General features: G+C 33.0%; 14 protein-coding genes and 1 other annotated feature. Of the genes, 1 reads left to right on the top strand and 13 read right to left on the bottom strand.

What is annotated here, in order from left to right:
• Nucleotides 1-28 precede the first annotated feature (28 nt).
• From ACGHJ8_RS08600 to ACGHJ8_RS08655, 12 genes are all read right to left on the bottom strand, one after another.
• Nucleotides 29-1,129 (bottom strand): S1C family serine protease, encoded by a 1,101-nt coding sequence (locus ACGHJ8_RS08600; RefSeq protein WP_390539838.1) that lies wholly within the window; start codon nucleotides 1,127-1,129, stop codon nucleotides 29-31.
• A gap of 112 nt (nucleotides 1,130-1,241) precedes the next feature.
• A complete protein-coding gene (locus ACGHJ8_RS08605; RefSeq protein WP_390539840.1) occupies nucleotides 1,242-2,084 on the bottom strand; it encodes a patatin family protein in 843 nt (280 codons plus the stop codon).
• Nucleotides 2,084-3,136: a M42 family metallopeptidase gene (locus ACGHJ8_RS08610; RefSeq protein WP_390539842.1), complete on the bottom strand. Its 1,053-nt coding sequence runs from the start codon at nucleotides 3,134-3,136 to the stop codon at nucleotides 2,084-2,086. Before ACGHJ8_RS08610 ends, ACGHJ8_RS08605 begins: the two co-directional genes overlap by 1 nt.
• A gap of 112 nt (nucleotides 3,137-3,248) precedes the next feature.
• Nucleotides 3,249-3,608, bottom strand: coding sequence for a 50S ribosomal protein L20 (rplT, locus tag ACGHJ8_RS08615; protein ID WP_087358464.1), 360 nt, complete (start codon nucleotides 3,606-3,608; stop codon nucleotides 3,249-3,251).
• 18 nt (nucleotides 3,609-3,626) lie between these two features.
• Nucleotides 3,627-3,821 (bottom strand): 50S ribosomal protein L35, encoded by a 195-nt coding sequence (rpmI, locus tag ACGHJ8_RS08620; protein ID WP_087243200.1) that lies wholly within the window; start codon nucleotides 3,819-3,821, stop codon nucleotides 3,627-3,629.
• A 17-nt stretch (nucleotides 3,822-3,838) separates the two neighbouring features.
• The gene (gene infC / locus ACGHJ8_RS08625) at nucleotides 3,839-4,378 is read right to left on the bottom strand and encodes a translation initiation factor IF-3 (protein WP_087358462.1); all 540 of its coding nucleotides are present in this window, start codon (nucleotides 4,376-4,378) and stop codon (nucleotides 3,839-3,841) included.
• A 15-nt stretch (nucleotides 4,379-4,393) separates the two neighbouring features.
• Nucleotides 4,394-4,514: a sequence feature (ribosomal protein L20 leader region), on the bottom strand.
• A gap of 59 nt (nucleotides 4,515-4,573) precedes the next feature.
• Nucleotides 4,574-5,416 (bottom strand): RluA family pseudouridine synthase, encoded by an 843-nt coding sequence (locus ACGHJ8_RS08630; protein WP_087358460.1) that lies wholly within the window; start codon nucleotides 5,414-5,416, stop codon nucleotides 4,574-4,576.
• A complete protein-coding gene (locus ACGHJ8_RS08635) occupies nucleotides 5,406-6,524 on the bottom strand; it encodes a glycerate kinase (RefSeq protein ID WP_390539845.1) in 1,119 nt (372 codons plus the stop codon). The genes ACGHJ8_RS08630 and ACGHJ8_RS08635 overlap by 11 nt, the downstream gene beginning before the upstream one ends.
• A gap of 36 nt (nucleotides 6,525-6,560) precedes the next feature.
• Nucleotides 6,561-8,504 carry a hypothetical protein gene (locus tag ACGHJ8_RS08640; protein WP_390539847.1) on the bottom strand — a complete coding sequence of 648 codons (1,944 nt, stop codon included), beginning with the start codon at nucleotides 8,502-8,504 and terminating at the stop codon, nucleotides 6,561-6,563.
• 56 nt (nucleotides 8,505-8,560) lie between these two features.
• Nucleotides 8,561-8,803 (bottom strand): hypothetical protein, encoded by a 243-nt coding sequence (locus tag ACGHJ8_RS08645; protein WP_087358456.1) that lies wholly within the window; start codon nucleotides 8,801-8,803, stop codon nucleotides 8,561-8,563.
• 75 nt (nucleotides 8,804-8,878) lie between these two features.
• A complete protein-coding gene (locus ACGHJ8_RS08650; RefSeq protein ID WP_087358454.1) occupies nucleotides 8,879-10,468 on the bottom strand; it encodes a peptide chain release factor 3 in 1,590 nt (529 codons plus the stop codon).
• 60 nt (nucleotides 10,469-10,528) lie between these two features.
• Complete coding sequence (locus ACGHJ8_RS08655; protein WP_390539850.1) at nucleotides 10,529-11,746, bottom strand: aminopeptidase; 1,218 nt, start codon at nucleotides 11,744-11,746, stop codon at nucleotides 10,529-10,531.
• A gap of 211 nt (nucleotides 11,747-11,957) precedes the next feature.
• On the opposite strand from ACGHJ8_RS08655, the gene ACGHJ8_RS08660 reads away from it, so the two are divergent.
• Complete coding sequence (locus ACGHJ8_RS08660) at nucleotides 11,958-12,167, top strand: cold-shock protein (protein ID WP_211963955.1); 210 nt, start codon at nucleotides 11,958-11,960, stop codon at nucleotides 12,165-12,167.
• 33 nt (nucleotides 12,168-12,200) lie between these two features.
• Here the strand turns inward: ACGHJ8_RS08660 and ACGHJ8_RS08665 are convergent, their stop codons facing one another.
• Nucleotides 12,201-12,575 carry a YbaN family protein gene (locus tag ACGHJ8_RS08665; RefSeq protein WP_211963953.1) on the bottom strand — a complete coding sequence of 125 codons (375 nt, stop codon included), beginning with the start codon at nucleotides 12,573-12,575 and terminating at the stop codon, nucleotides 12,201-12,203.
• Nucleotides 12,576-12,585: the final 10 nt, after the last annotated feature.

Genomic DNA, 12,585 nt, shown 5'->3' on the forward strand with positions numbered 1-12,585 from the left:
AAAAAAAGGAAAGAACTTTTGTCTTTCCTTAAGAAGAACCCAATGTCACATTGACAGAAGATGTCGAACCGTTACGATTAATCGTTAATTTCACCGTATCTCCGGGATTTTTAGAATAAAGCTGTGTTAAGAAATCTTTATAAGATTCGATATCTTTACCATCAAATTGAGTAATAACATCTCCAGCTTGAATACCTGCTTTGCTGGCAGGAGAATTACTTTGTACATCAGCGACATAGATTCCTTTATTCAAATTTGTCTGAATACGATACATATAGAGTTCATATGAAGAATAACTATCTAAAGATAGTGCTGAAATCCCAATTGTTGGTCGATTGACTTTTCCTGTGTCAATAATTTCTTCTACCAGTTTTAAAGCATCATTAATTGGAATCGCAAAGCCCATTCCCTCAACTTCTTCTGACGCTAATTTCATTGAAGTAATACCAACCAGTTCACCGGCTGCATTAACCAATGCACCTCCACTATTTCCTGGATTAATAGCCGCATCTGTCTGAATAACATTCATATCCCAGTCTTCACGTCCATCATCATTCAAATCAACAGAAACAGTTCTTGATGGAGCTGAAACAATACCCTGTGTGACAGTTCCCGCATATTCAATACCTAATGGACTTCCTACAGCTAAAACAGGTTCTCCAGCCTCTAATAAAGTTGAATCTCCTACTTTAAAAGCAGAAACTTCAAAGTTAACTGTCATCTTTAATACAGCAATATCACCATATTCATCGCTACCTAAGCATTCTGCTTTCACAGATTCACCATTAGAATAAATGACCTCTATAGATTGAGCATTTTCAATGACATGATGATTCGTAATGACATAAACTGTTTTTCCATCAACCTTATAAATGACACCACTACCACTACCAGCCAATTGATTGTTTTGATATACTGCCACACCGACTGTAGATGTTTTCGCACTTTCAATGACCTCTGTCAAATCAGATTGAACATCATAATTTACCTTTTGCACTGTCGCATTTGAATTGGAAGATCCAGATGATTGATTTCCTCCTAAAACTTTATACATTAAAAATCCATTACAACCTAGTGATACAATCAACAATAATACAACAAAGATTTTAAATAGCTTGTTTTTATTCATATGTTTCATCATTTATCTTTCCTTTCTTTGATGATTTCTTTTTATATGATTATCATAATATACAATTACCTTAATATTATTTTAAAAATGTGTGAAAATGTCAAAATAATGTCTATTCTAAAATCTTTTGAATTTCATCTAAATGTTCTAAAGCCAATTGATATCCATAATGATAAAGACGATCAATCTTTTTTAAATCTTTTTCAAAAGAATCAATCTGAAATGCTTCATTCGGTCTTAAAATAAGGGCTTGTCCCTGTCTTTCCAATTCTTCACAATAGGCAATTGTTTCATTATATAAAAGATGTCTTGTCAATAGTGGTTGAACCAGATGAGGATATTTCTTTTTCAATAAACGACTCGCAATCATATTTGCTTTTGATAATGACTTTTGATACCCTTTTGGTCTAGTTAGAACAATTAACATTTTATCATGACCATCCTGTTGTGCTTTTTTAACAGGAATAGGATCACAAATCCCACCATCATAGTATTTCTTACCATTCAAAGAAATCACCGGAAAAGCAAAAGGAATCGCACATGTTGCTTTCAACATTGTACATTGCTGATCTAATTGTTTTCCATCAAGATATTCACACTCTCCTGTTTCCACATTAGTAACACCGACTTTAATTTGAGCTGGATTATTTAAAAAAGTTTCCCAGTCAAAAGGATAAATCTCTTGAGGGATTGTTTCATAAGCATAACGTAAACCAAATAAACTTTTATCACTGATATAATTGCGTAAACCAACATAACGCTTGTCATGACGATGATTCATTAAGATATCATAATTACGTTTTGGCTGCTTAGAAACATAAGAAAAACCATCGGTAATTCCAGCTGATACACCTATCACATAAGGGAAATCAATATGATGATCATTTAAGGCATCCATCACACCACTTGAAAAAATCGGACGGAAAGTTCCACCTTCTAAAATTAAAGCTCCCATTATCTTTTATCCTCCAACATTGTTAAATACATTTTTTCATCGAATTCCTTTAAAAAAGCAACAAGCATTTCAACAGTCGCCTCAAAATCATCAGTATGAACCATTGTATAATGCGAATGCATATAACGTGTTGGAATGGAAATCGTCAGATTCATAATACCAGGACCAGCTTTACTTAATTCACCAGAATCTGTACCACCTGCCAAATCCATATCTAACTGATAACGAATCTGATGTCTTTGACAAATATCTTCCATCTGTTTTAATAAACCTGTATGAGCAATGACACTGCCATCCATCACACATAAAGCTACACCTTGACCTAAGCGAACATCGTTTTGTTCTCCACCAGGCAAATCATATGAAAACGTCACATCAATTGCCAAAGCCAAATCAGGTTGAATCATTTGAGCAACTGTTTTGGCTCCTCGCAGTCCAACTTCCTCCTGTACTGTTCCTGCTACATAAAGCATTGGATCAATCTTTTCTTTATATAGACGTTTCATAACCTCCATCAAAACAGCGACCCCAACACGATCATCCCATGCTTTCGATAATAGACATTTTCCATTTTGTATAAAATGTGATACAGGTGTTACAGGATCACCTTTACCAACTCCCATATCTAAGACATCCTGTTTAGACAAAGCTCCCACATCTAAATACATATCGTCAATAGTGAGTGCCTTTTCTTTAGAAATCTGTTGTTTACAAGCAAAGACACCTTTTATATTGTGACCATCACGTGTTTCAATATTCATTAAAGATGATGGTAAATAACGTGGATTCCATCCACCTACAGGCTGAACTTGTATAAATCCATGTTCATCTATATTCTTCACTAAAAATCCAATTTCATCAACATGAGCAGTCAATAAAACTTTCAAAGGCATCTTTCCTCTTTTTAAAGCAATAATACTTCCTAAACCATCATATTGAATTTCATCTACAATATCTAATAGATATGATTTCATGAATCTTGTCACATGCTTTTCATATCCAGATACACCATTGATTAAACTCAACTGCTTTAACATTTCAATATCAACCATTTGAAAACCTCCTGTTTCTCTATTATACATCTTTTTGATTTCATCACAAGGGTCTTAAAAATTATTCCCTATATTTTCATAAAAAAACAAAAAAAGAGGTTTCCCTCTTTCATTATTGAGCCAATGCTTTTTTAGCTGTATCTACGATTGCTGTAAATCCTTCAGGATCAGCAATAGCGATTTCAGATAACATTTTTCTGTTAATATCAACATTTGCTAATTTTAAACCATGCATTAATTTTGAATAAGAAATATCATTCATTCTTGCAGCTGCATTAATACGTGCAATCCATAATCTTCTCATTTCACGTTTTAAATTTCTTCTATCTCTATATGCATATTCTAAAGAGTTCATGACTTGTTCATGAGCTGTTTTATATAACGCATGTTTAGAACCAAAATATCCTTTGGCTAATTTTAAGACTTTCTTTCTTCTACGTCTTGTTGTATATCCACCTTTAACTCTTGCCATTTTTTATCCTCCTATTCATTACCCTTGTAATCTTGATTTAATACGTTTCATATCTGAAGGGTGTACTAAAGTTGCTTTTGCTAAATGTTTCTTCTGTTTATGAGTTTTGTTATGAGATAAATGTGAAACATACGCATGTCCACGTTTATATTTTCCTGAACCAGTTCTTTTTAAACGTTTTTTAAGTCCACTATGAGATTTCATTTTTGGCATAATCCAATATCCTCCTGTTATTTTTTCTTTGGTGCTAATATAGCAGTTAATGTTCGCCCTTCTAATTTGGCAGGTTTTTCAATAACACAATAATCTGCACATTCAGCGACGAAATCATCCAGTATTTTTTGACCAATATCAATATGAGCGAGTTGTCTTCCTCTAAAACGTACTGCAATCTTTACTTTATCACCAGATTCCAACCATTTTAATGTTCTCTTTAATTTCACATTCTTATCATGAACATCAATTGTTGGAGATAATTGTGTTTCTTTTAAAGATACTGTTTTAGAATTTTTCTTCATTTCTTTTTGTTTCTTCTGCTGTTCAAAACGATATTTTCCATAGTCCATAATACGACATACAGGTGTTTTTGCTTTTGGTGCTACGCAGACTAAATCCAAATCCTGATCATAAGCTACATTAATAGCCTGATTACGTGACATAACCCCTAACTGATCACCATTTTGATCAATCACAAGAACTTCCTTGAAACGAATCTTTTCATTCACTAAATCGTCATTTGATTGATTGTTATACTTGCTAATAATAGCCACCTCCTATATATGTGTAGTTGAAATAAAAAGTGAGCACATAAAGTACCCACAAATTGACATTAAGATATTCATCTTAGTGACATAAGCCTAGCGTCATCAACACTCAGGCGAGAAGTAGGCACTTCTTCTTTCCACTACTTTTCATTTACTTGTATATCATAATGTATTTTTTCTTATCTGTCAACCATATTTTTCTTATTTTCTTTTTTTAAATAAACTTTCAAAAACCTGTGGAGTTGGTGATACAAAACGCATTTCTCTTTGTGTCAGTGGATGAATAAACATCAGCTCATGAGCATGTAAGCCTAATCTTTTGATAGGATTACATGAAGCTCCATATTTATCATCTCCGACAATAGGATGATGCAAAGAAGAAAGATGCACACGAATCTGATTTTTACGTCCTGTGTCTAAATAGATTTCTAATAAACTATATTGTGATGATGAGGCAATCACACGATAATGTGTAATAGCTCTTTTGCCATGACGTTTATTCGTAATATAAATATTCTGTGTTTTTGATTCACATAAATAATTATCAATCGTTCCGTGTGTTTTTTTCATATGTCCTTCTACAATCGCCACATATCCCCTTGTTTTGACATATTGATTCCAGTGATGCGTCAGTAAATCATAAAGTTTTTGACTTTTCACAAACATTAAAAGACCAGATGTATATTGATCTAAACGATGCACAAGAAAGATTTTTTCTTTTTTCTTAGATAAATATGTTTTGATAATCATATAAGCTGTCTTTTGACTCTCTTTATCCGTTGCTTCACTTAATAATCCACAAGGCTTATCAATCACAATGATTTCCTGATCTTCATAAACAATAGGAAAAGGTAATTCTGCCTTCTTTTTCCCTATCGAAACGATTTGTCCTTTCTTTAAAGGATATGCATAATGTGTTTGAATATGTCCATCAACATAAATTCTTTCAAATTTCAAAAGATTTTTTAATTCATTTCTCTTTTTAGATGTCTGTTCCAATAAAAAGGAAAGTAATGTTGTATCATTATTGACTTTATATTCCATGAAGCATTTCCTCCATATGTGTAAAAACACATTGTTTTAAATTTTCTTTTCCTTTCTGTAAAGCTTGAGCTAAGGGCATCGATGTTGGAGTAATAGACCATACATTTTCAAATCCCCATGATTGAAGGACATCTAAATCTTCAACACGTCCACAAAAAGCATAAACTTTTTTATGATATTTTTTAGCTATCTGTAAAACACCATAAGGCGTTTTTCCATATTGTGTCTGGTAATCCATTTTTCCTTCACCAACGATGACACAATCACATGATGCAATAGCATCTTCCAGCCTAGAAATACGACTAACCACTTCAAAACCTCGTTCTAAATGTCCTCCACATAACAACAAAGCATATCCCAGTCCTCCGGCTGCTCCTGCACCGGGAAATGACTGGTAGCTAGGTTGAGATATTTCTATAAGTTGAGCATATCTTTGCATAGCCTGATCAATGCTTTCACATTCATCAGGATGCAATCCTTTTTGTGGTCCATAGACATAAGTTGCTCCCTGTTTTCCACACAAAGGATTGGACACATCACATACACCTATCAATTCAACATCTTTTAATCGCTGATCCAAACCACACCAATCAATATATTCAATATCTTTTAAACCTTTCATTGTTGGTATGACAGGCTGATGATGACAATCTAAAAATTGTACACCTAAAGCCATCAGCAATCCTATTCCTCCATCATTTGTTGCACTACCTCCTAAACAAATCATGATGCGTGACATCGATAAATCCAATGCTTTTAAAATTAATTCGCCCAACCCATAAGTTGTTGTAAGATAAGGATTTTTATGTTGCTCATCCAGTAATTCTAAACCACATACCTTGGCACATTCAATAATGGCACAATCATTGATAATCGCTATAGGTACAGAGCGTTTTTCAAAACAGACACCGGTCACTTCATACATCTTGATCTGTCCCGATAAACTGCTCATTAATGTTTCAAGCGTTCCCTCTCCTCCATCAGCCATAGGCAGACACTGAGTGATAAAAGAGGCACCATAATCATGAATAGCCTCTTGAATTTGTAAACTGGCTTCGATAGCACTCATACTTTCTTTAAAAGAATCTGGAGCAATCACAAATTTCATCATTTCACCTCCAAAAAAAGAGTAGACATGTCTACTCTATAAAATACATGTTGAATTACGCATAACAAAAGCTTTTAATAAAATCTCAATCAATACAATAGCCCATAAAGGGACAACCGTCCAGCTTAAGGCTGTAATAAGCATTGCGACTTTCACCACAACTGTCAAAATATTATTTGCAACTGCAATAGTACGCATCTTTCTTGCGATTACAAATGTTTCATAAACCCTATTTAAATCAGCATCAATTAAAACAATATCACTATTTTCGACAACTTTTGGATCAGCTAATCCACCACGAGAAATACCAACATAACTTTTCTGTAAAAGTTCAATATCTTTAAAAGTATCTCCAATATAAACAACAGGTGCTGTCATAGATTCCATTTTTTCTAATTTTTGAGCATTTGTTAAATCATTATAAATTTTATACTGATCATCTTCCAATGCCACAGGTCCATCATTATAAATGACAAGTGTTCTTCCCATATGTGAAAGCTTCTTAAAAAGATTTAATTCCTCATTTGTGACTTCCACACCATCAAAACGATCATAAACAATCGTCTGTGTTGCATTAATAGAATCTAACCCCATTGATGATTCAACAATAATACCATTTTGAAAAGCTTTTGCAAAACCTGCCAGCATTCCTAAAGATGTTGCCTGATCACTTGATAAAGCTCCCGATATCACAAGGAAAACAGCTCCAACATGAATATAAGAACCATATTCTTCAAATTGAATGAGTGGCAAAACAATACCTAACAACAATCCCAAAGCAACCATAACTGGAGTATAGAATTTTGCTAGTCGTTTTGTATATTTTTCAGTTTTTGATTCATAGACAGGAGCTACACTGGCAATATTCATTAAATTCATATAATTAGAACTTTCATAAGTTTCATCAACCTGTACATAAAGCTCACTTTCACCCACATTGACATCACCACTGCTGACATGACTGCCTTTTTTTACTACAACCGGTTCATATGTACTTGTATTTGAATAAGTACTGATGGCTGAAACACCTTTATCAATCGTTCCGGGAATAGACACTGTTTCACCCGGTTTTACAATTAAAATATCACCAATTTCAACATCATATAATGAAACCTTTTCTGTTTGTCCATCTTGATAACGCATCCCAGTTTCCGGCATTTCTACAGCATTATCAATCTTATGCAATGAACGTTCCAGAACTTTGTTTAAAAATGGCGTCGATAATTCATAGACAATTAAAGCCACACATGTTTCAATATATGCCCCAGAAATAACACCAAAAATCATAGCGATAAAAACAAGTAATGATTCACTGAAAAACTTCTTAGATAAAAGATCTCCCCATCCTTTTTTGAGTAAAGGCATACCTAATAAAATGACTGTGATTAACCATAAAATAGGTGTCATAATTGTATCATCTTTAGATGTAACTAATGCTAAAGCGACAACAACAAGCAAAATACCAATACGTATATACATCTGAAGAAATTTCTGATTGAAAACATCCTGTGAACGGATAGGTCGGTGATGTTCAATAATCTCCACCGATGGATTAATCTTAAATAATTCTTTTCTTAACAGACTTAAAACATCTCTTTGACTAGATTTCAATAATAAAAGTTTATTTTGTCCATCATAATGCACATCATGATATCTACGATCTTTTTCAATTCTTTCAACCAGCACATAAATATCATCTTCTGTTAACATATTTTTAAACATGAAATAATATTGACGTTCTTTCTTTTTGGCAAAATCATATTCACGTTTTTTCCCATCAATCACTTCTTTTACAACAAAGTCTTTATTCACACTCTGGATTAAACTTAATAAAGCATCAATATCAAGACAATGAAAAACAATACTATCTTTATCGACTTTAATATGCGAAACTTGTTCTTTTTCATTGAGTTTTAAACTTAAATGATTTAATTCTTCAACGGATTGAATATTTGAAATTTCAAAAGTCTTTTTTGACAAAGTCATCACCCTTTCTACGACATCATAACATATTTTTCATAAAAAACAAAGAAACATCACAATTTCTCATCAGATGATTTATATTTGACAAAACGAAAATATTCCTTAAATTCTGTTTCACTGCAACTTAAAGAAAATTCTTCCCCATAAATCTTATAAAAAGAAACCTCCTTGTCACCTGTACGAACCATACATGCATAAATCTGGTTGTGATGAAAAATCGTCAATTCTTCTTTGCCTATTTGCATACGCATATCTTGAATACATCGACAATAACAACGCTTTCCTTCATTAGCCACAGGTGACACCTCCTTAAATGTATTCTATCACTTTTTAAATAGCTAAAAAAGAAAAATGATACTCGAGGAGTATCATTAATTCTGTGAAAATTCAGCTAAAACAAGATCAGGATTTTTATCAGTTGCCCAACGAACACCCCATTCATTAGAAAACAATAAAAGATATTGTCCTTTTAAATCTTGTACTTTTTTTGTATCTGAAGAAAGATTTAACTTTTTAAAATCAACATCTTTATTTTTAATCCAGCGAATATATTGATAAGGCAGTGGTGTACTAATAATATCCACATTATATTCATTCTTTAAACGATATGATAAAACTTCAAATTGTAAAACACCAACAACGCCTACAATGATTTCTTCCATACCGCCACCTAGTTCAGTAAAAATCTGAATGGCTCCTTCTTGAGCAATCTGTTCAACACCCTTAACAAACTGTTTACGTTTCATCGTATCTTTATTACGAATCATTGAAAAATGTTCTGGGGCAAATGTCGGTATACCTTCATAGGCAAATTTATTTTTTGCTGGACATAAAGTATCACCAATTGAAAAGATACCCGGATCAAAAACACCAATAATATCACCCGAATAAGCTTCTTCTACTTCTTCTCGGTTTTCTGCCATTAATTGCTTAGATTGATTCAGTTTGATTTTTTTATTCCCTTGATAATGGAAAACTTCCATACCTTTTGTAAACTTTCCTGAACAAATACGCATAAAAGCCATACGGTCACGATGTGCCTTATTCATATTCGCTTGAATCTTAAAAACAAAGGCACTAAAATCTTCTGAAAACGGATCAATTTCGCCAATATTACTCATACGAGGTAATGGTGATGTTGTCATTTCTAAAAAGTGTTTTAAGAAAGGTTCTACTCCAAAATTTGTTAAGGCCGAACCAAAACATACAGGTGATAATTCACCATGTCGCACACGTTCAAGATCAAATTGAGCACCTGCACCATCCAACAATTCAATATCATCTTGTAATTGTTGATATAATGTTTCTCCTAGCTGTTCTTTTAAAGATTCATCTTGAACATCACATATTTCAACATCAACTTCTTTTTTACCACCTTGTACAGGAATAAAACGAATGACTTCATTGTTTTGGCGTTCATAGACACCTTTAAATTCCTTACCACAACCAATTGGCCAGTTAATGGCACATGTTTCCACACCTAATTCTCTTTCAATTTCTTCCATTAACTCATAGGGGTCTTTCGCTTCTCGATCCATTTTATTAATAAATGTAAAAATAGGAATATGTCGCATGGCACAAACCTTAAATAATTTACGTGTCTGATCTTCGACCCCTTTAGAACCATCTATGACCATGACTGCACTATCTGCTGCCATTAACGTACGATAAGTATCTTCAGAGAAATCCTGATGTCCCGGTGTATCCAAGATATTAATACAGAACCCATCATAATTAAATTGTAAAACAGAGGATGTAACAGAAATCCCTCTTTGTTTTTCAATTTCCATCCAGTCACTCACCGCATGTTTAGATTGTTTTTTCCCTTTGACCATTCCGGCTTCTTGAATCGCACCACCATAAAGAAGGAATTTTTCTGTTAAAGTTGTTTTTCCCGCATCTGGATGCGATATAATCGCAAAAGTTCTACGCTTTTGTACTTCTTCTTTCAATTCTGACATGACAATCCTCCTCACATCTCCAAGAAAACATATTAAAGAAATTCTGGATATTTGTCAATTTTAAAATGCAAAGTTCCCATTTTTAAAAACAGTCAATGTTGATCCATCTTCTAATGTCGCTTCAATAGATAAATCTTTTGTCCCAATCATAAAATCAACATGAGTCAATGAATCATTAATACCATGTTGATATAGTTCTTCTTTATTCATGGTTAAACCATTATGAATACATTCACCAAATCCTTTACCAATAGCCAAATGACAAGAAGCATTTTCATCAAATAATGTATTATAGAAAATCAGATTTAATTGACGAATAGGAGAATCATAAGGTACTAAAGCCACTTCACCTAAATAATGACTTCCTTCATCTGTTTCAATAATGCTTTTTAAAACATCTTCTCCTACTTTAGCATGATAATCTACAATACGTCCATTTTCAAAAGTCAAAGAAAATTCATCAACAATATGTCCTTGATAGTGTAAAGGTAATGAACTATAAACGACACCATTGACATTATGAAAATCTGGTGACGTAAAAATTTCTTCAGTAGGGATATTAGGGAAAGAATAAATACCATCAGTGGTATAACTTCCTCCTCCAGCAAATAAATATTGAGGATTCATACCTATAGTTAAATCTGTTCCAAGACTATTAGAATAATGTAAGGATTTGATTTTCTTTTCATTTAAAATACGAACACGTCTTTCAAATGAACGACGATGTTCTTCCCATGCTTCAATAGGATTTTCCTGATCACAGCGTGTGACTTTAAAAATAGCCTTCCATAAAGCCTCAACAGCCTCACTATCACTCATTTCTGGAAAGACCTTATTCGCCCATCCAACACTTGGTGCACCTACAATACACCAGCGATTAATCCCTAAATCCAATGCATCATAAAAAGGCTGACAAGCCTGTCTGACAGCTTTACTCCAAGTTTGTATTTTTAAAGGGTCAATATTCTTTAAATTTTCTGGATCTTCAGATTCAATTGAAATCAACGCCACATGTCTTGCAGCATATTCATTTCTCAACTCTTTAATATATGATGGAACTGCTTCAAAATGTTTTTGATCACAGTTTTCATATCTTAAACGTGTCACCACTTCATCACGATAGTTCACAATGACATCTTTAGCTCCCACTTCATACGCCTGTTTTGTTAATAATCGGACCAAGGGATAACTATCGATAGAAGCTTCAATTAACAGTTCCTGTCCTTTTTGTAAATTGACACCCTGCTTAATAATTAATTCAGCATATTTTTCTAACATCTTTTAACCACCTCTAATCAAATGATACCCTATTTTACTCTATTGTCAACAAGAACTTGTACCACAATCAAGTCTATGTTATAATAAAAAAGCAAAGGAACATAGCACGTATTTTTAAAAGTATTAGTTATTCTTCAAAGCAAAGATTTATTAGTCGTTTAAAAATGAAGTACTGGTTTTTTGCGAAATCTTTTAAGGAGGTACTTCATACATGAGTACAGGTAAAGTGAAATGGTTTAAATCTGATAAGGGTTATGGTTTTATTACAATGGAAGGGCATGACAAAGATATCTTTGTTCATTTCTCATCTATTAACGCTGAAGGATTTAAAACTTTACAGGAAGGTCAAACTGTTGAATTTGATATTGTTGAAGGAGATAGAGGACCTCAAGCTACTAATGTAACAGTTATTAGTGATTAAACCATATAAAAAGCACATCTGAGGGTGTGCTTTTTATATTTCATGAGATATTTTAATCGTTTCAATTTTAAAGAGAAAATAATAATATTTAAAACAATATAAACTGACAATAAAGATTTTTAAAAATAAATTTTCTGTTAAAAACAAAGGAAATGCTAACATCAGACTGGCAAAACTTAAAATACAGATTTTTGTTTTTAAAGTCATTGCACGTCTTTTGACAAATGAATCAAGATGCTTTTGATATAACTTTGATGATACAAACCAATGATACATACGATGAGAACTACGAGCAAAACAGAATCCTGCTAACAATAAAAAGGGAGTCGTAGGTAAAATAGGTAAGAGAATACCTACACACCCTAAGCCTAAACTGATGATACCAATAAGTAAATATATATAACGCATACGTTTCCTC

The organism is Massiliimicrobium timonense (assembly GCF_042850985.1).
Classification (GTDB): Bacteria; Bacillota_I; Bacilli_A; order Erysipelotrichales; family Coprobacillaceae; genus Allocoprobacillus.

Bases quoted from the DNA above. Each gene is read 5' to 3' on its own strand.
- ACGHJ8_RS08655 (WP_390539850.1), bottom strand. From the start codon at position 11,746: ATGTTAGAAAAATATGCTGAATTAATTATTAAGCAGGGTGTCAATTTA.
- ACGHJ8_RS08665 (WP_211963953.1), bottom strand. From the start codon at position 12,575: ATGCGTTATATATATTTACTTATTGGTATCATCAGTTTAGGCTTAGGG.
- rplT (WP_087358464.1), bottom strand. From the start codon at position 3,608: ATGGCAAGAGTTAAAGGTGGATATACAACAAGACGTAGAAGAAAGAAA.
- ACGHJ8_RS08610 (WP_390539842.1), bottom strand. From the start codon at position 3,136: ATGGTTGATATTGAAATGTTAAAGCAGTTGAGTTTAATCAATGGTGTA.
- ACGHJ8_RS08650 (WP_087358454.1), bottom strand. From the start codon at position 10,468: ATGTCAGAATTGAAAGAAGAAGTACAAAAGCGTAGAACTTTTGCGATT.
- ACGHJ8_RS08630 (WP_087358460.1), bottom strand. From the start codon at position 5,416: ATGGAATATAAAGTCAATAATGATACAACATTACTTTCCTTTTTATTG.
- ACGHJ8_RS08605 (WP_390539840.1), bottom strand. From the start codon at position 2,084: ATGGGAGCTTTAATTTTAGAAGGTGGAACTTTCCGTCCGATTTTTTCA.
- ACGHJ8_RS08635 (WP_390539845.1), bottom strand. From the start codon at position 6,524: ATGAAATTTGTGATTGCTCCAGATTCTTTTAAAGAAAGTATGAGTGCT.
- ACGHJ8_RS08660 (WP_211963955.1), top strand. From the start codon at position 11,958: ATGAGTACAGGTAAAGTGAAATGGTTTAAATCTGATAAGGGTTATGGT.
- rpmI (WP_087243200.1), bottom strand. From the start codon at position 3,821: ATGCCAAAAATGAAATCTCATAGTGGACTTAAAAAACGTTTAAAAAGA.
- ACGHJ8_RS08600 (WP_390539838.1), bottom strand. From the start codon at position 1,129: ATGAATAAAAACAAGCTATTTAAAATCTTTGTTGTATTATTGTTGATT.